We start from the raw sequence: 20,836 nt of genomic DNA on the forward strand, positions 1-20,836 counted from the left end.
CAAACATTTAGTCTGGTTGCTGAGTTTAACCAACAACTATTTATTGTTAAAGTTAAAAGGATAAAGATCGGGCTAGTAGTACTAATACATTAGGGCGATTACGTTTTTTTTTAAATATTTCGTATACCCTTTTGTACTAAAATAGACTTCCTGTAATCACTGGGCGTGCTACCTATTTCTCTTTTAAAGAGCTTGGAGAAGTAGGACTGATCAGCGTATCCGACGCTGAGTGCAATATAGGCTACACTGTAATCTGGCAGACTTAATAAATGTTTAGCCATTTTTAAACGCTGTTGCTGTACATATAACAACAGGGTCATACCACATTTTAGCTTAAACGCAGTTTCAAGAATATGTTCACTAATACCTATTTTAAAGGCGAGTTCATTGATGGGAAATACTTCTTCAGGAGAAGCATCTATCCTTATTATTAATGCTTCAATTTCTTTTTCGTAGAGATCTACCAGGAAAATTTCCCTGGATACCGGCATATCCAGCTGTTCCAGGTATAACAGGATGATATCGGTAATTCTGTTAGCATAATAAATAATACCCGCCTTCCCCCTCAGTAAAGAGTTTTTCATCTTATTCAGCTCGCTGTGTTCTGCCATACTGAAACGTCTTACAGGTAACATCTGGTGTAAGGGAGGCTGTAAATTTGTAGCTTCGATAAATACATGCAGCGGTGCATAATCACCGGTAAACTCTTCAAGGAAGTGTAATTTAGGGATGATATAAAAACAATGATATTTTTTACCTGCCAGTAAAGTCATAGAATATTTACTGCCACCAGGCATATAATGCAAACACAGTTTCCCTTCTTTCAGATGAATACCACAACTTGTCCTGATATCCCCCAGCAACACACATTGCAGGGCCAGTAACGCCTTTGGTGCTACGAATAATACTTCAACGTCCGACTGTGGTTCAAAATATTGCTCTTCGTAGATATGACCGGAAATATCCACCTGCTGGTTGATCATCACTCCCCATGGGCCACTGCTATAAGTAACTGAAGTATTGGCAAAAGGTAATTTGATATGTTTATACTGTGCGGGTAAATGAGCCGATATAGCAGTTTGTTGCTGCAAAAGAGGTGATAACTGATAAGTAATCGTGAACATATATTTCAGGTTAACTGACACTTGGCTGGTGAGGCTTACATCCTGGCTACAATGTAAAAGTAGGTTTAATAAAATGGCTCGCTGAAATACCTTTCAATGTATTGACTGTCAATGTATTGATTGAGTAAAAACAGAAGGTGTTTTGTTGATGGGCTGGTAAAACACTTTACTAAATGCAGCTATACTGCCGTGGCTTATCATTAGTACTCCCGTTCATACTTTTCCTTTAATATTTCTCCCAGTGGTTTCTTCTTTAGCTTGGCCTCTATCCATGCTGAAAAATCAAACAGCTTCAATTGCTGCCGTTCATATTTATCTGTACGGATTTTATCAAAACTGGTATTGATCTTCTTCCACAATGCTAATCGTATAGTAGTAACAGCAGGAACTTCTCCACCACTCAGGAATTTGATCACCGTTCTTTCCAGTAAATAAGAGCGTTTACTATCCGGTTGCAGATGTCTCCGGAATGCACGTGTTTCATACCGGATATATTCATAATTACCCAGCTCATATTGAATAAGCAGATGTACCAAACGAAAGGTACGATAGATAGGAAGAGAGCTGTATAAACTACTTTGTTGTAATACCTGGTCTATACAGTTATGTGCCTGATTAATATCATCATTGCCCAGATGGACCAATGCCTGATACAGATATATCTCTGCCTGCTTACCAATATCCAGCAGGTACATATTTTTCTGTAACGTAGACGCATACTGTTTTTGTAAAGTTAAGGCTGCTGAGAAGTTACCACTATCAATATAACTACCCAATTCATAAATGAATAATAAGCGCTGTACCATTACTTCAAAATAAGCGCCATCATTTTTAAAGTGTCTTACTTTATCGAGAAAAGAGTGTAACGCTTTATAACGTTTGGCCGCGCGTAAACTATCCAGGATACCTTCTATCACTAACAGATGGTCTGCCGGTGTATCATCAAAAAGATAAGGATGTGTTTCAAAGAGGATTTCAAGATCATGGAAGAGTTGCAATGCGGCAGTATAATCTCCTGTGATAAGGAAATAATGTGCTTTAAATAACAGATGTGTTTTTCTTACAGCAGGAGTAGCAGATGCAGCGAGAATCTCCTCTTGCGTTACCAGTCCGTCTAATACTTCCTGTTGACGCACACTTCTTGCCATACCCTGATACAGCAGGCGATGCCGGAGTGTTTCGTAAAGCGAAGTCTGTTCATGATGATGTTGTAATTTTTTTAAAGATAGGTTGATGTCTGCCTGTTTCTGTAACAGCGCAGCTTCTGGAAGGTCCGGGAAATTCAGTTGATTTAACAGACGGACCTCCTGTTGTTTTGACCATAATAGTAGTAGTTCATTTTCCCGTTCAATTGCAAGGCCCTGCATTTTTTGTAATTGTTTCAACGCTTCTTCATGCAGGGATCTTTCAAAAAGAATATCAGATTTCAGAATACCGGTAGTGATGATAGCCGTCTGATCCCGCTGAAGACGCAGATGCAGCAGGCAATCCAGCAGTATTTTATACAGGTATTTACTGCATACTTCATAACTGCTGCCTGCATGTTGCTGTAAAAATGCTTCTTTGATAGCAGCTGTATTTTTGAATGATTTTTTTTCCAGCAGGTCAAAGAGATGTACATAATCTTTACTGCCTTGTTGTAAGGATGTGTATAAACGAAAATATCTTTTCTCTGCTTTCGTAAGTGTATTTATAAGCCGGTTAAGCATATCAGCTTTGGCCATAGGGTCTGCGATTTATGGTTGATGTACTCTACTGCGTCATTTCCGCAACGGGCAATGGCAATTATAGGCTTCGTTTACAATAACGTGATCAAACAAATAAAGTCAAAATAACGGATACTTTTATTAGGACTGTCTTATGCTATCTGTGCTTTTAATTTACCGCTAATATAAAAACAGACTTGATTCATTATATCTTCTTCTTTCCTTTAGATTATCATTATTGTATTAGTTTTTAATAGTATTTGATTTGATTAATTGATTGATAATTAATTTATTAGATGAATTATAAACCAGCTCATCCGGAAAAAAGTATCAGTTTGGGAATGTCTTTTGTAAAAGAAAAATGGCAAAAAAGTTATGCCATGGGTCACTATATTTGAATCGAAAAGTGTTCCCGTTATAAGCCCTCAAATGGAAAAAGAGTATATCAATCAAAATTGCTGTAGCTGAAATCTAAGACGAACAATTAACCGGTAACTTCAACACAATTTATTTTTTAACCTAAACATACATATACACCTTGATGAAAAGTTTACGCTAAATCGTTTTATAAGACGCCATTCCGTATTGTCCACGTTATTGTAGCCACGGGTCAGGTTAGTGCTGTTTTCTCCCTTTACAAAGCACGGCAGCGTTCTTTCTATTCTCTTTTTTATGATTTTGATGTAATCGATTACTGATGTAATCCCTGTTTAAAATATTTCACTATGCGTTCATTTGTACGGATCATAATCCCGTGCCTGACAGTGCTATGCCTTGCTATACCTGTATTGGGGCAGGATACCAGCCGGTCGGCCGCTGTTCAGCTCAAAGCTGATTCTATACCGTTGCAACGGGAAGATATTTATCCCTATGCCTCCCTGCAACAACTATTGAAAGGAAATGCTGCCGGCGTATATATCCAGGAACCCAGCGGGGAACCAGGTAGCGTTGGCAGCATCTTCCTGCGCGGTACTGCTATTCCCTTCCTCAGCAGCAAAGATATTTATGAGGCTCAGCCTACTGTTATCCTGGATGGTATTCCTCTCATCATGGACCATCCGTTTACATTCGATATACAGTCATTTGATTACAACCACCTGGGGCCTGCTACCAATCTTTTATCAGCCATTGATCTGAATAATATTGCTACTGTAGAAGTCGTGAAAGACTTTGGCCGGGCGGCCATCTATGGCCCACGTGCAGCAAATGGAGGCGTGATACTGATCACTACCAAAGCACCGGTAACAGGCCGGCGTAAGATCAGTTTCAACACTTACTTCGGTATCGTGCAACGCCCCGGTATCTTTACTACCAACGCGAAGTTTGAGAATGATTTTCGTCAGAAATTCTACGATAAATATGCTACTACAGAACAACAGCAGACCTATCCGCTGTACCTGAGGGACTCTACCAACTCTGCTTATTATGGTCCTTCCAACTGGACAGACCTCTACTATAAAAATAAACCTGTCTATGGTGTAAATGCAAGCCTGTCGAGCGGCACAGACCGCGCTAACTTTATGTTTGCTGCGGGTAATCAACGCTCTTCCAATTCAGCGGACAATACCCGTATGGACCGCTACAATGCGATGTTTGAAATCAACATGGTGCCCTTGCATAATTTCACCGTCTCTGCTATGATCAGCGCCTCCCGCCTGGAGCGTAAACGTAATACCTGGCTGCGCGACCGCTTTGCTGAAATGCAATACCTGCCGGATCTCAGCAATCCGTTAGCACCTAACAAACAATTGTACGGGCAATATCTGCACGAATACACGAAATCATTTGATGATAATAAAACCAATGAAGTAAGCGGATATTTCAAGCTGAATGTAACGATAGCAGACGACTTTCACTTTAACTCGAACTTCGGATTCGATTATAATGAAGGTGTACGCGATGTGTTCTACCCCAGCACGCTACTGGAAACAGTGAATTATTTGTCTAATTACTTCGGGTATAATCAACGCGTATACTTCAACAATACACTCACCTATCATCATAAAGGTCTTACAATAGAAGGCGGAGAAGTGTTCCAGTCGGATTATAACCGCTATAACTATGCCTACGCATACAAAGGTCCAAATGACCTGATCCGCATCAACCTTTTGTATTCAGATAACACACAAAGTAATTACCTCTCGCCTAAATCATTTAATCATGCGCTCATCTTTTCATTCATGGATAAACAGCGGCATCGCCTGTTATCCTTCTACGGACGCATGGCCTATAACTACAATGATAAGCTGGACTTCTCCGTATTAATGCGTGCAGATGGTTCTTCCAGCGCGCAACCTGATAACTGGTGGATGTATTCACCCACCTTTACCGCGGGCCTCAACCTTAAAAACACCTGGCTAAAGGATTACAACAATATCAATAACCTGCGACTGCATGCCAGCTGGGGAAGAGTAGGCAGACTGCTACCTGACGATCGCTTCGGGGAAGGGCCACAATACACATCCGACCTTTCATTCAGTAATAACCCCGTACGCTTTTCCTACAACGGGTTTCCGGGTATCAGTCGTGCCTACTCATCCGGATATATTGGCTATGGTATCACCTGGCCTTATACAGACCAGCTGGATATTGGTGCAGATGCTTCTTTTCTGAGTAACCGTATAAACGCGTCATTGGATGTGTACAATAAGATCGATAACAACATGATCTTAGGTGTACCCTTCTCCGCAGAATACGGTTATACCTCTCAGTTTAAAAACGGGATGAAAGTACGTAACCAGGGAATTGATTTGTCTGTACAGGCATCTGTGTTACCACGTAACAGCAAATTGCAATGGGTGCCCGGGATCAATCTAAATTACAACCGCAACACTTTACTGGCATTACCCGGTGGATTACAACAACTGGTAGTAGGGGACAAACTCTTACAGGTAGGTCATTCTATAGATCAATACTGGGTATTGCAAAACGAAGGTATCTATAACAGGGATTCCGATATCCCCGTAAATCATACTACCGGAAAACAACTGAATTATAAAGGTATTCCCATACTGGCAGGAGATCCCAGGTGGAAAGACCTGAATAATGATAATATCATCGATGATAAGGATAAGACCCTGAAAGGACATGTAATGCCCGTTGTATCCGGTGGATTCTCCAACGATATCTACTGGCGTGGTTTCACATTAGGTGTTTCTTTTTACTACGCACTGGGCCGCAAAATCATGAATGCGGAAATGGCTAACCACTTTGATTTTATTAACCGGGAAGGAAAGATAGATATGAGCGCCGTGAAAGAAATTACCTTCTGGAGTAAAGCCGGTAATTACGATAAATACCCTGTATATAATCCCTGGAGTACAGTAGATGCTTATCGTACCGATCAGGATCTCTTCCTGGAAAACGGCTCTTTCCTGAAACTGCGTAACCTCTCCCTGCAATATGATTTATCACGGGCTAAATGGTGGAAACGTAAATACGCACTGACTAAGTTCATTGTATACGCAACAGCCAGTAATCTCTTTACCATCACGCCGTATACCGGTGGTGATCCTGAACTGACAGACTACAACGGTTTTGATACAGGCTACGGATTACCGATCCCTAAAACATATACCATCGGGTTAAAAATGGATTTATAATGAAGCACCTACTGATATTTACATTACTCTTCTTTACCAGCTGTAAAAAACTGCTGGATATCAACTCCTCTCATGCAGTATCAGAGGCTAACTTCTGGAACTCCCATGAAGATACCCGCACAGCGCTGATAGGTGTGTATGGTCTGATGCGTGCTGCTATGGCAGATAACAATGCCTGGTGGATGTATGGAGAGCTGCGGGATGGGGATTTCTCCGCCCTGCAACGGCAGGATATGAAAGCTATCATTCGTGGTGATCTGCGTGCTGCTTATCCGCTGTTGCAATCCTTGTCGAACTGGCGCCGGTTTTATGCCGTTATCAATGCAGCTAACATGTTTCTTGAACATGTTAGTGATGTAAAAGCGCGTGACCCTAAATATTCTGAACAGAATATGCGGGTAGACATCGCACAGATGCGTTTCATGCGTGCTTACGCTTATTTTTTCATGGTATCTGTATGGGGAGATGTGCCATTAATCACTACTTCTCATGATGGTGAATTTCAAAATAAACCACGGGAAAATCAGCAGACAGTCATGGCTTTTGTAGAGAAAGAAATGTTGCAGTCTGCCGCTGACCTGCCTTATAGATACAGCACCGACGATCCTCAGCAATCCGGTAGCTACTATAATGAAACAAGTACACGCTGGTCCGGGGTACTGGCGCGCAAGCTCACCGCTTATGCTATACTGGCGCATGTAGCTGCCTGGGAAGGCAAATACGTGGATGCTTCTGTATATGGTCAGTTTGTGCTGGACAACTACTCCAAAGCAGGTAGTTATTATCTCAGTACGGAAGACCTTACCCGTTCCAACGGTTTCTTTAAATGGAAACAGGATAATCATATACTGGGATTCAACTTCGACTGGGGCCATGTAGATGCTACCTTTTCCGGTCACCTGGAAGAAATGACCCTGGCAAAGCCCGTGATAGATAAAGCCCTGCCGGATATCTATGTGATTAAGGATACTATTCTTTCCGTATTTGATCAGCCACTGGATGAACGGTTTAGTTTAGATACACTAACGGGCGCGCCTACATCAACAAGATATTTCGCGAACTTCAACAGTCAGGTACCCATCTTCAATAAAGTAAAAGTGATTCAGGATGGTAATACTGCCGACCCTACTTTCAGGATCTTCTCCAGCACCATCATCATCACCCGTCTGGAAAATATTACACTGTTACAGGCAGAAGCACTGGCTGTGATAGGGCAGCAACAGAGAGCAATTGATCTCCTCAATACCATCAGGGACTTACGCAGAATAAAACGATACGACCAGGGCCGTGAAGGAGACCTGATAGATGCCATCTTCAGAGAACGGCGTAAAGAGCTGATGGGAGAAGGCTGGCGCTGGTTCGACCTCATTCGTTATAATAAGATCAAACAAAATGATCCTGCCTTTTTGCAGCTGATCGCAAGCGGGGGTATCTACTGGCCTGTAGCAGATGAGATCATCACACAAAATCCATTGATCAAACAAAATCCTTACTGGCAATGATAAAAATGATAAGACTAGCGCTGCTGGCAGTCGTCCTGTTATACGCAGGATGTAAAAAGGATAGAGGATATTATGATTACCAGAATCAGCTGAAAAAGTATGATGGTAATACCTACGATTTCCTGAAAACGCAACAGCAGTATGATTCCTTTCTGCTGGCAATAGACCGGGTACAGTTGACTGATAGTATCAGGTCCGGTGCTTATACCGTGTTTGCACCTTCAGATGCAAGTTTCAAACAGGCTATCGATAATATGAATACACTGCGTACTATACAAGGTCGTGCCTTAATGAATATTGGTACTGTGCCTTATGAGCAACTGGATTCCCTGGTGTGCCGGTATATCGTTCGTGGTAAAGTATTATCCGACAGTATGCAGTTACAGGATGGTATCAACCTGCCTGCTATACGATATGGATATACGATGCATGGTAAACTTAATCGCACGGATGCGGAAGGAAATGTAAAAGGTGGTCCGGGTGTAATCACATACAGCGATACCAAAGAAGTGATCTATACCAACCGTTGGAGCAATGCCAGTACGGTAGCGATTGATATCAGCACTAACAACGGACTGGTAAATATCCTGGAGAAAGATCACATGTTTGGCTTTGATGAATTCATTCCACGAATGAATCCTACCACTTCTTCTCCCTGGAATGCAGATGCGTTTTTTATTCCGGGTAGCATAGGACTGGAACAGTACAACCGTGGTGGTAACAGGGTTGCTTACCTGGATTTTTCAGGTGGCAACTATGGTGGTCAATACCGCCCTGCTGAAGAGGTAGACGTCACTACTGCTGATGAGGGAGGCTTTAAAGTGGGCTGGACAGAAACCGGTGAATGGATGTTATACACTGTGAATGTAACAGAAACCGGCAACTATGGGATGATGCTCCGTTATGGCAGTGGCGGTGATAATGGTCGTTTGCATATAGAACTGGATAACAATGTGGTCATCGGCAGTATGTTGATATTGCCTGCTACAGGCGGTTATGCCACTTATAAAGATGTTACGGCTACCGTACAGCTAACAGCAGGTAAACACCTGTTAAAGGTGTACTATGATTTCGCAAACTTTGATCTCCGCTTCCTCAAATTTGTACCTGTTAACCGGCCAATGCCTATTCCCGGAGTAATTACACTGGAAGATTATGATACGGGTGGGGAAGGAGTCGGTTATCATGATAATGATGCCAATAATGCCGGTGGCAGATGGCGGCCATCCGAAGGGGTTGATATAGACTACTCCCGTAATGAAGGTGGCGGTTACCAGGTGGGTTGGACAAACGATGGTGAATGGATGAACTATACAGTAGATGTAAAAGAAACAGGGTTTTATACCGCGGCTACATTAATGGGATCACCTAATAATGATAGGAAATTCCATATAGAGTTTGATGGGCAGAATGTATCAGGGATTGTAAATGTACCTAACACCTCGGACTATCATAGACGCCAGTATGTAACTGCTACGGTATATCTCACCAAAGGTATTCACGTAATGCGCTTTTTTGAAGATACCGGTGGATACGATGTGAAGTCTGTCACCTTCAAACCACTGAATTAAAAAGAGACCAATGAAACTAAAAATAGCCATCTTATTATTCATCATCGGTATCGCCGCCTGCCGGAAATGGGCGCCGGATGACCTGGACTTCCTGAGTAAACGTGCTGTGTTTAATCAGAAAATATTTGCACCTACGCTGGGCAGGACTACCCTCTTTTCCCAGGTCTTTAATACCGATAACTCCAGCACTCCTATTAAATTCCGGATGTTTAATGTGCGGTATAAAAGTAATGGACAGCCTTCTACAGACCTGGATAAACCATTGCAGGTACTGGTATGGAAAACCACTTATACCGGTCTGGAAAAGTCTTTGGAAGAGATAGCAGCCAAACGGGTAATTGAAACACATCCTGCCTGGGAAATAAGGCCGGAATCCGGGGACTTTGTCCTGTGGGCTGAAGCAGATAGTTCTTTCTTCCGCCAACAGCCGGATTCGGGTTATTTATTTGATGTGGAAGCGACTAACTCCGGTGGTACGAATGTCTACAAAGACATGTCTTTAATGCCGCTGCGGGAACTGCCTTATATTCCTTCTGAATATGATCCGATAACAGGTAAACAAAAGGCTCAATATCCTAATCCCGCAGACTCTTCTTCTTTCATCTTACAATACAATCATCCCGGTATTAATAATATCACCAATGATGATAATAACCTGGATCTTAAATCGGATAGTGTAAGAGTATTGTTCCATAAGAAAGGAGATGGCAGTTCGCTTACATTCAAATTTATGGATAAAGATTCCCTGCCTATAGATCCTGCAAAGTTCAACCTCACCCCCTGGGATTCTTTACTGCATGGGTTTAATAAAGTCATGACCAGTACAGAAGTATCCTATCAGGTGGCTTATCCTATTCCTCTGATGAAATACAGAACAAGGTATACCAGCCCAAACGGAGATGGTTCCCAGGCATATGTGAAATTCTCTTTCACCCGCATAGGCTATGGTAATTTCCGCGAGACGGGTACGATGGATCTCACCTTTAGTATTTATAAGAAAGGAGACTGGGAGATCATCTTTTATTTCAGGAATAACCCCCGGTTCAGGGATGAGTAATGAACCAGTGAGGCTCCGTTAGATTCTGTGTTCATAACAAACATAATAGGCTCCGTTAGGAGTCCCGTGTTTGTAGCAAAACATGATCTACTATACAATAGACTTCGTTAGGAGTCCCCTGTTAAATTAAAATATTTAATACTTGCTTATATGCAATTCGATAAAAAATTAATCTGCTTACTTTTCTTTTTGCTTTATGCTTTTGGTGCTGTCGCACAGGATAAGGTACTGGTAAAGGGGACCGTAAGAGATGCCCAGACTAATGAACCGCTGGTTGGTGTGAGCATTATGGCTGGTAGTCCGCCAAGAGCGGTAGGCGTTACCAATGCCAGTGGTATGTTCTCTGTATCTGTATTACCTGATGCTCCTTTATTGTTCCGTTATATCGGCTTCTCAGACTATAGAATGAGACTGAAAGATAAACGTGATCTGGTTATTCGCCTGGTAGTAACAGAGAATAAACTGAATGAAACAGTAGTCATCGGTTATCAGAAGAAAACAAGAGAAATAACGACCGGCTCTGCTGTAATCATCAGCGGTAAAGAGTTACAGGATATTCCTGTGTCTAATGTGGAGCAATTGTTACAGGGACGTGTAGCAGGTCTCAATATTCAGAATAATACCGGTGCGCCGGGAGCAAGAGGTAGCGTGCAGATCCGCGGACTATCAAACGTAAGTGTATCCGGTAACGGGAACAATGCTTTCCTGTCACCTACTTCTCCTTTGTATGTAATCGATGGTGTACCTATAGAAGCAGATGCGAACTTTGAATATGGGTATCAGTCGGCCGGGCCGGGTGTTAGTCCGCTGTCGCTGATTCCACCTGAAGATATAGAAAGCATTGAAGCTCTGAAAGATTCCCAGGCTACGGCCTTATATGGTTCCCGTGGCGCTTATGGTGTGATGCTGATCACTACCCGCAGGGGTAGTTCTCCAATCCCCCTGGTGCGTTATACAGGTAACTTCTTTGTGAATACACCGCCTAAGCTGCGTAACACCATTGGTGGTGTGGCAGAAAGGAGATTACGTATTGCCCAGATTTACAGTAGTGGGAACATGGATGATATCAACAAGATCTCTACCACACCTTTCCTGGCAGATAGTCTGAATCCTTATTATAATAATTCTACGAACTGGCAGGGTGTATTCTATCGCGCTACTTTTAACCAGTCGCACAATGTTAATATCAGTGGCGGTGATCCTAAGTTCAACTACAAAGTAGATCTTGGTTACTACAAAGAGAATGGAGTAATCCGTAATACAGGCTTCGACCGTTATTCCATCAACACCAATATGCAATATCAACCCAATCCTAAACTGAGGGTGATGACGACTTTATCTACGCAGGTAGGTAAAAGGAATAAGGGGGATGGAAACGGGCTGATACAAAGTGGCGTATCTACCAATTCATCAGCATCTTCTTTATTACCGGGTCCTTCTTTTTATCAGAGTACTGCCGGTGTATTATCTTCTCTGGAAACAAAGAATGATAACAAAACGGCTAATCTGCGTACAAGCCTCGACGTGAGTTATCAGCTGTTCAAAGGTTTTAACATGGGTTCCAGTGTCAGTTATGAATATGCTTCTAATACAGAGGACAGGTTTACTCCGGCGGAAGCCCATAACGACTTCTCACAGGTATATGCCTATAACGATCGTAAGTACACGTTATATAACCGTAACACGTTATCCTATTTCTATTCCATCAATAATAAACATAACTTCTTTATCTCTGCTTTCAACGAGTTCTATAACCAGGGATTCCAGGCGCAGGTGATTCAACAGGAGAAGACACCTAATAACCAGTACCAGGGACCTCTGGGATATGACGGATATGCTTCTCTGGGTGGTGGATTATTAGATAATTATACCCGTCAGCATATTGCCTCTTTCGCCGGTACTTTCTCCTACAATTACAAACAGAAATACGTACTGGACGCGAGTTATCGTATGGATGGTACTTCCAGCAGCGGCTTTGAAGATCCCTATTCGAAGAACCCTGCTTTTGGTGTCCGCTGGAACTTTAATAAAGAGAATTTCTTTAGCGAGAGTAAGTGGTTATCCTATGGATCGTTACGTGGTAGCTGGGGGCAGAATATTGTACCTACAGGTGATATCTTCTCTATCTATGGTACTTATGATCCCCGTGGTACGTATAATGCTAACCCCAGACTGGGCATCAATTTCAATCAGCTTCCCAATACTTACCTGAAGCCTACTACCACTACACAATATGACGTTGGCTTTGAAGCAGGATTGTTCGACAGCAGAGTGGAAGTGATCTTCGATGCTTACTATAAAACAGTGAAGAACCTGTTGCGTACCAAGAACGTATCCAACATGACAGGCTTCAATAACATCACTACAAACGAAACCTCTCTTATCAACTATGGATATGAGCTGACGCTTACCTTCCGTCCGTTGCCAAAGACCAGCGCTGTACAATGGACGCTTTCCCTGAATGCGGCTATCAACAAAGATGTATTAACCAGTTTACCCAATGGTGCGAGGCAGCTGGTGCAATACGATTCGCAGACCTCTCAGAATATTCTGTACAGGGTAGGGCGTAACAGTCTTACCAACTATCTGTTAAAAACAGAAGGGGTCTATGCCACTGATGCAGATGTTCCTGTGGATCCTGCTACCGGTCAGCGTTTCCGTACCAGTAATGGTGTATACTTCAAAGCCGGTGATCCCATCTTTAAGGATGTAGATCATAATTATATCCTGGATGGGAATGATTACATAGCAGCAGGGAATTCACAGCCATTGATTACAGGAGGGTTACAGTCTTATGTAAACTGGAAGAATTTCTCTGTGAACTTCAGCGCTTCTTTTACACTGATCAGGGATATCCTGAATAATGCATTTGCCGAACGTATGCAGTACTTGGGTGATCCTTACAGTACAAAAGCAGTAGTAGATTTCAGTGATGTGGATTACTGGAAAGGTCCGGGCAGTGTAGCTAAATATCCCAATCCTTTTGATTACACCAGGTATAACGATATCAGGCCATACCGCTATGACCAGACGCTGATACAGGAAGATGGTTCTTATTTCAAGATTAATACAGTGACGCTGGCTTATCTGCTCAACAGGAAAATGACGAACAGGTATGGAGTGAATTCTGTGCGATTGTATATGTCCTGTAATAACCTGATTACGTTCTCCCCTTACAGTGGTCCTAACCCGGAGAATGTATCAGCATTGGGACGTGATCAATCGAGTGGTTACCCGATTCCACGCACGTATAATTTTGGAGTGAACATCGAATTTTAATTCATTAAAAGTATCCGATTATGTTTCGCAGGATCATTTATATCACCGCACTCTTAGCACTGATCAGCCAATCAGGGTGCAGGAAATTCCTGAACGTACAACCCCTGGATAAACTCTCCGGTAACGCTTTTTTCAAAAGCGCGAAAGATGTGGAAGACAACATGTGGGATATATACGGACTATTCAGGGATGTTGTCGGCTCCTGTCCGATGTTCGCTGTGGCAGGAGAGGTAAGGGCCGGTATGCTGCCTTCTTCCCCGCAAAAGAACGACGGTAACGACCGCTCCTTTGTAGACTATGCAGCAAAGAACGATTTACTCCCTCTTATATACACCCCTGCGGGGAAAGATTTCTGGAACATCTTTGCTTTGGCCAACCTGGCAGACTGGAAACCATTCTACCGTGTTATCCAGGCCTGTAATATCCTGCAATATGAGATTGGCCGCCGCAGTATTCCGGATCTCTCCGCAGATGCAATGAAAAAATACCAGGCAGAAGCATCATTCATGAGAGCCATGTCTTATTTCATGATGGTACGCTTATGGGGAGATGTTCCTTATTACACCGATGCATATCACGAATCTCCCTTACCAAGAGAAAAGATGGTAACCGTGATAAACAATTGCATAGCAGATCTGTCGGCAGCATTAGACGCACTACCCTGGACATTCACTGATCCTGCCTTTAGGGGTGCCCGTGCCAGCAAAGGAGCAGCTATCGCCCTGCTCATGGAAATGAACATGTGGAATGCGGGTTTTGATAAAGGCAATGCACAGCATCTCTACGAATCAACAGCCAAATTAGGAGATGACCTGATTAAAAGCGGGGCATATCAATTACTGCCTATAGATCAGTCGTTCACCATTTTCAAAGGCCGCTCTATGGAAAGTCTGTTCGATATTGTTATCAGTTCTAACTATAATGAAACATTGTCGCAGAAGTGGAACGACTTGTCCGAACTGGTAGTGCATTATCCTTATAAGCGTCCTGCCAACGGCCATCAGTACAGCTTTACTTATTTCAGAGCAGAATACCTGCGCAGGTTATATCCTTCCGGAGTACCCGACGCCCGTACAGAAATGTGGTTCGATTCACAGATGTTCGCCAACGACGGCACTTTCCTCTTTCTGAAATATAACAGCTTATACGAACAGGGGAATGCTGATGTGAACGTAGATAATAACCTCATCGTCCTCAGATATGCAGGAGCTATCTTATTACGTGCAGAAGCGTTGGCAGAAATAGGGCAGGATGATGAAGCCATAAGGATGATGAACATTATCCGCGATCGTGCTAAAACCACCCTTTACCAGGGCCCTGGAGGTACAGCCCTGAAAGAAGCCATTTTCACAGAACGTGCTAAAGAGCTGATGATGGAAGGACATTATTACTTCGATCTCATACGTACCGGCAGGGTAATGAACCAGCAATGGTGTTACTACCCGCTTACACAGGCGCAGTTTGACAATGGCGGCTGGACATGGCCCATCAACCCTGCTGCTTTGGATAACAACCCTTACATGCAGCTGAACAATTATTGGTTAAGATAAAATATTTTTTATGCAGCAGATTAGATGTGTACTGATAGGTATACTGCTCCTGGTAGCATCCTGTAAAAAGGATAATTACTACAAAGATTCCGGCGCTCATGATCCGCATTTCAAAGGCAGTACTCTGGATTATCTTGATGCTACGCCTTTTTATTTCGATAGCGTAGCAGCCGTAGTTCGCCTGGCAGGAATGGAAGAAGTATTTAAGAGTGATACACTTACTTTTTTCGCACCTACGGATATAAGTATTCTGAGGTTGATAAAAGACCTGAATTATAACCTGTATTCTCAGGGATATGATACCGTGAAAGTTTTGTCTGATGTACCTTCTGCCATATGGCAGAATTACCTGGAGATGTACATGTTCCATGGTGCTAATCAACTGAAGGATTATCCGCAGATAGATTATGGTCTGATAGCTATTTATCCGGGACAGGGCTATCTGTCGTGGAATGGCACACCTATGAATATAGGGGTTATCTACAATGATGATAATGGGGTGAAGTATGTGGGCTATCGTCAGTTAACACTTGCCTATATTCCTGATCCTGCTCGTCCACGTGATAACTGGTACATGGTACATGTGGCATCCAGTAATATCCTTACGGATAACGGCGTAGTACATACGCTGGATGTTAATCACCTGTTCTTCGGGTTTGATCAGAACAGGTTTGCTGCAGATATGAAAGCCGTGATGCAAAGCGGTGGTTGAAATTTTAAACTAATCAGATGAAAAAATTACTTTTCCTTTTACTTGTATTCACTGCCTGTAAAAAAGACAATAAAGTATATGATGATCCTTATGCAGGAGGTAAGAAACCTTTGGGAGTGATCATGAGTACAGACTTACCCTCGCCTTCAGAAGCTGCACCGGGAACAACTATTCTGTTTAAAGGGACTGGTCTGTTACAGCATAAGGACTCTATTCATTTTAACTTCAACGGTCAGCCGGGAGAGATCCTGTCTGTAGACAGTAATGGCATACAGGTGAAAGTACCGGATGCTGCCAGCACAGGTGTAACCTCTGTTACCATTGGTGACCAGATCTTCTTCGGCCCTGTATTCAAAGTAAAAGGTAACCTGGAAATCGATAATAACTTTAAAGTAGTGATAGGTACCAACAACGCGATATATGATATACATCGCTTTTCAGATGGTCGCCTGTTGATGATAGGACAGTTTTCCGATTATGAGCACAAAGGAGTAGTGAAACCTATCAATCGTATTGTAATGACTTCCAAAGACGGAGAGATAGACCGTACCCTGCTTTCCGGCAAAGGCGCGGATGGCTCTCTGCTGGCTATGGATGCTTTACCCAGTGGTAAGCTGGTGGTAGCCGGGGCTTTTGGTTCTTATGATATCCACCTCGCAGAAATCCACAACATCACAGTGTTGAACAGTAATGGTTCTATAGATTCTATGACGGTCAACACCTTCCTGAAAAAGGATACGGTGCCTGCCTTTAATGGTGGTACCGATGGAGCCATTTATAAAGTATTCGTGCATGAAAACAAGGTTACAGCTATTGGCAACTTCAACTATTACCTGCAATATGTATATGGGCAATCAGATTTCCTGCATGAACGTGATTCGCTGATTACAGACAGTACTGTGGTCCGTCAGCTGGCACGTTTCAACCCCGATGGTTCGCTGGACTCTTCCTTCCATTATAACCTGTCGCTGCACAAAAGCTATGATGGCGCTAACGGCCCTATTTACGACGCTTATATGCAGACTGATGGGAAGTTGATCATTGTAGGGCGTTTTACCCGTTATGATGGCCTTCCTGCCCCTTATATCGCACGCATCAATACAGATGGTACCCTGGACCCCGGTTTCGGTGGGGCAGGAGCAGATAATAGTATCAGTAGTATCCGCTTCAACGAAACTACACAAAAGTTTATGCTGGCAGGCAACTTCACTCAGTTTGATGGTGCTTCACGCTACGGGCTGGCGATGATAAAAGCAGATGGAACGCCTGATGAACACTTTGCCTCTTTGAAAATGGGTACGAATGAAAGTTTCAACTGCGCGCAGCAACTCAGTAACGGGTTGATAGTAGTCACGGGTAATTTTAAAAGCTACGGAGAGGTACATCGTAGTGGCCTGATGGTACTTGACAGCAAAGGGGCACTTGCCGCAGGATATAATAATACCGGCGACTTATCCGGCAATGTGCTGAAGATCTTTGAAACGATTAACAGTTCCGGGCAAACGCAGGCATTATTACTGGGAGGATTTTACCGCTTCAACCAGATTGATATGGGCAACATTACCCGCTTGTTATTTAAATAAAACGAATAATGAACAAGAGCATATTTATAATAACAGCCGCCATTATTTTTCTTTCCTGCAATAAAGGCTTCGACCGCCTGCTGGATAAAAATAATTATGAGGATACAACAGGAGTAGTCGCTAAAACACCGAAGGTGTTATTCCTGGTGATAGATGGTGCCCGTGGAGAAGCTGTGCGTAAGGCACAGGCGCCTAATTTACAGATGATGTCTGATCATGCCATCTATTCCTGGAACAGCATCAGTGATACATTGTATCAGAATGCTACTGCCTGGGCAGACCTGCTCACAGGTGTACACAAGGAAAAACATGGGGTCATCTCAGGAGATTTCAGTAACAATCATCTCTCTGCTTATCCTGTATTCTTTAAACATATCAAAACAAGAATGCCTTCTTTCAGAATAGCTGCTTATAGTGCTGCAGATTCTTTAGGTAATACGCTGATCACTGATGCCGATGTGAACCAGACTTTTGCTAACAACGATGCGGCTGTTGCAGATGCTGTAGTAAAGGAACTGAAAGTAGATTCTGTCGGATTGATCTTTGCACAGTTTGGGGACGTAGGAGCTGCCGGGAAAGCATATGGTTATGATGCCGGTATACCCGAATACCGGGCTGCTATCTTACAGGCAGATACTTATATCGGTAATGTACTGACAGCCTTAAAACAACGTAGTAATTATGCTAAGGAAGACTGGCTGGTAGTAGTTACATCCGGTAATGGTGGCCCTTTTGTACTGGACCCCGGAGATGATGACGGCACTATCCTCAGTAATACGAAGGTAAATACCTTTACGTTCTTTTATTCTCCGCGTTATGCACCTGCTTTTATAGACCGTCCTTATACGGGTAACCGTTATTCCGGAAAATCTGTAAGATTGTATGGCAATAATGCTGCTACAGCGGTATATGCGACCATAGACAGTGGTAAGACAGATTACAATCTGGGGAACAATAGTGAAGCAACGATAGAACTAAAGATTAAAAAGAACAAAACGTCTTATGGCGATTACTCTTACACTTATCCTTCAGTGATAGGTAATAATATGTCGCTCGACTGGTGGAATAATACCGGCTGGGCTATCTCCCTGGAAACAAATGGCTGGGGATTACACTTCGGACAAACGGGGGCGGGTTTTAACATGGCTACTGCCGGAAGTATCAGTGATGGCAAATGGCATGATATCGCCGCTGTGTTTGTGAACAGGAACAACAGACGTTACCTGCGGTTATTCACAGACGGTCTTTTTAACACAGAAGCTGATGTCACCACTTATGGAAGCTTTGATACCGATGCACCGTTAACGTTAGGCTTTATGCCTGGTAACGTAACTGATAACAATCGCTGGCTGAATGCCTATATCACAGAAGTAAAGTTCTGGAAGGCTGCCTTACCGGATACTGTTATCAGCCGTTATGTATGTGTACCTGACCTGCCATCCTCTCATCCTTATAAAGATTACCTGGTAGGCTACTGGCCTTGTAAAGACGGCTTTGGCGGCTTGTTCAATGACCAGAGTGAGTGGGACCATGATTTCCAGATTCATGGTGCTTATCAATGGGATGATTTCAGTGACCTGATGTGTCCCACTTCTGCGGGGAACCTATCGCAGCTGGTCCCTCAGCCTGTAGATGTCGCCCGTCAGATTCTGAACTGGCTGCAGATCTCTGCTGATACTAAGTGGGATCTTGATGGCAGGGTATGGGTTACTTCTTATGTTACTATCACAAAATAATTCATATGCGTTACTTACTTCTTGTATTACTCATTTGCTCCTGTAAGAAGGATAGTAAATTTAAAGATGAGCAGCTGGGTGTTGTGAATGTATCTCTCAGGGCTACACATACATTTACAAAATCTGTGGATAATATAACTGTGCCCGTAAACATTGTCCTGTCTTCTTCCGCGCCTAAGATCTTTACTGTAGGCATCGGGGTAAATAACGATACTATCAATGAACTGATCGGCAATCATTCTCTTGAAGGAGCTATATTACTTGATCCTGCTTATTACCAGTTACCTAAAACAGCGGAGATCCGTTTTGGTCTGGATACATTTGCGATTCCTTTGCAGGTAAGTATGCAGGCTATTGAAAAGTATTATGGCAATAAGCTGGCACTGGCTGTCACATTGGATAATCCCGGTAAAGGAAATACACTTGGCAGTAAAACGGCTATTGTAGTTATCAATACTATGGATATCATCCTTCAGGAAGATATTCACTATATCTCTTTTACGGATGCAGGTAAAGTGCTGGGAGAACCTTCAGGTACAGATCACACATTAGGTACAACGAATGTCATCCTGCCGGTAAGTGTTTCTTTAGGTGGCGTAGCAGGAGGGACCTTTATTATCAGTGTGAGTGCAGCTCCGGATACGGCGCAGGCATTGATTGATAATGGTACACTGGCGGGTTCTGTATTACTGAAAGAAGGGGATGATTATTCATTGCCTGCTACCATGAATTTTCCAGCCAACAGTAATGTGGCTAAGTTTAACATCACGGTTAAAACCGCTTCATTAACCAAATATGTACTAAATAAACCTGTGTTGGCTGTTACGCTCAGTGATCCTTCCAAACACTTATTAGACTCTGCAAAGCGTACGCTGGTAATGCTTCTCGATCCTGCTAAATTAATTGAAACAGACATCACCAATACAAACATTCGCTATACTACACAATATGAGAATGGTAATGGAAACGAAAACTCTCCTAAACTTATAGACAACAACATAAACACCAAATTCCTGCTCGGCAGTTTCACTTCTGCATGGTTTCAGCTGGAATTTGCAACACCACAAACCACTGGGGCCTACACCATTACTTCCGCCAATGATGCACCCGGTCGTGATCCTAAAAGCTGGAAAATGGAAGGCTCTAATAATGGTGTAGACTGGACCTTACTCGATACACGTCTGGACCAGAGTTTCGGCTCCCGTTTCCTCACAGTGAAATACACGTTCTCCAACCAGGATGCCTATAAGTTTTACCGTTATACGGTTACTTCTGTTGTAAGTGGTACCCTGTGGCAGCAAGCCGAATGGCGTCTGCTGAAACGTCCTTAAATATTTACCCGCTCCCTCCAACATAACCCTTAACGGTTAGGGTCAGCTAATATTAGCTGGCCCTTCTTAAGAGAAGAAATAGA

The 20,836-nt window shown here is 43.0% G+C and carries 12 protein-coding genes; 10 read left to right on the forward strand and 2 right to left on the reverse strand.

The genetic code is table 11. From position 1 onward, the window contains the following. Positions 1-110: 110 nt before the first annotated feature. On the reverse strand, positions 111-1,124 hold the full coding sequence (locus BMW86_RS16070; RefSeq protein ID WP_089782744.1) for a helix-turn-helix transcriptional regulator: 1,014 nt from the start codon (positions 1,122-1,124) through the stop codon (positions 111-113). A 200-nt stretch (positions 1,125-1,324) separates the two neighbouring features. After that, entirely contained in the window at positions 1,325-2,848 is a 1,524-nt protein-coding gene (locus BMW86_RS16075) for a hypothetical protein (RefSeq protein ID WP_089782745.1), read from the reverse strand. A 707-nt stretch (positions 2,849-3,555) separates the two neighbouring features. On the opposite strand from BMW86_RS16075, the gene BMW86_RS16080 reads away from it, so the two are divergent. The 10 genes from BMW86_RS16080 to BMW86_RS16125 all read left to right on the forward strand — a co-directional run bounded on the left by BMW86_RS16080 (position 3,556) and on the right by BMW86_RS16125 (position 20,753). Beyond that, complete coding sequence (locus tag BMW86_RS16080) at positions 3,556-6,432, forward strand: SusC/RagA family TonB-linked outer membrane protein (protein WP_089782746.1); 2,877 nt, start codon at positions 3,556-3,558, stop codon at positions 6,430-6,432. Further along, a complete protein-coding gene (locus BMW86_RS16085) occupies positions 6,432-7,934 on the forward strand; it encodes a RagB/SusD family nutrient uptake outer membrane protein (RefSeq protein ID WP_089782747.1) in 1,503 nt (500 codons plus the stop codon). The genes BMW86_RS16080 and BMW86_RS16085 overlap by 1 nt, the downstream gene beginning before the upstream one ends. 5 nt (positions 7,935-7,939) lie before the next feature. Continuing rightward, positions 7,940-9,505 (forward strand): carbohydrate-binding protein, encoded by a 1,566-nt coding sequence (locus BMW86_RS16090; RefSeq protein WP_177189280.1) that lies wholly within the window; start codon positions 7,940-7,942, stop codon positions 9,503-9,505. 10 nt (positions 9,506-9,515) lie between these two features. Then, on the forward strand, positions 9,516-10,562 hold the full coding sequence (locus tag BMW86_RS16095; protein ID WP_089782749.1) for a DUF5007 domain-containing protein: 1,047 nt from the start codon (positions 9,516-9,518) through the stop codon (positions 10,560-10,562). Positions 10,563-10,712: 150 nt separating this feature from the next. After that, positions 10,713-13,841, forward strand: coding sequence for a SusC/RagA family TonB-linked outer membrane protein (locus BMW86_RS16100; protein ID WP_089782750.1), 3,129 nt, complete (start codon positions 10,713-10,715; stop codon positions 13,839-13,841). Positions 13,842-13,861: 20 nt separating this feature from the next. Then, entirely contained in the window at positions 13,862-15,391 is a 1,530-nt protein-coding gene (locus BMW86_RS16105; protein ID WP_089782751.1) for a RagB/SusD family nutrient uptake outer membrane protein, read from the forward strand. 10 nt (positions 15,392-15,401) lie between these two features. Next, a complete protein-coding gene (locus tag BMW86_RS16110) occupies positions 15,402-16,103 on the forward strand; it encodes a hypothetical protein (protein ID WP_089782752.1) in 702 nt (233 codons plus the stop codon). 17 nt (positions 16,104-16,120) lie between these two features. Further along, entirely contained in the window at positions 16,121-17,686 is a 1,566-nt protein-coding gene (locus BMW86_RS16115; protein WP_089782753.1) for a DUF5008 domain-containing protein, read from the forward strand. Between the two features lie 8 nt (positions 17,687-17,694). Beyond that, positions 17,695-19,422 (forward strand): LamG-like jellyroll fold domain-containing protein, encoded by a 1,728-nt coding sequence (locus BMW86_RS16120; RefSeq protein ID WP_089782754.1) that lies wholly within the window; start codon positions 17,695-17,697, stop codon positions 19,420-19,422. Positions 19,423-19,427: 5 nt separating this feature from the next. Further along, positions 19,428-20,753, forward strand: a complete 1,326-nt coding sequence (locus BMW86_RS16125; RefSeq protein WP_177189281.1) for a discoidin domain-containing protein — start codon at positions 19,428-19,430, stop codon at positions 20,751-20,753. The last annotated feature ends 83 nt before the right edge of the window (positions 20,754-20,836 follow it).

The sequence above is a fragment of the Chitinophaga sp. YR573 genome, assembly GCF_900110995.1.
Lineage (GTDB): Bacteria > Bacteroidota > Bacteroidia > Chitinophagales > Chitinophagaceae > Chitinophaga.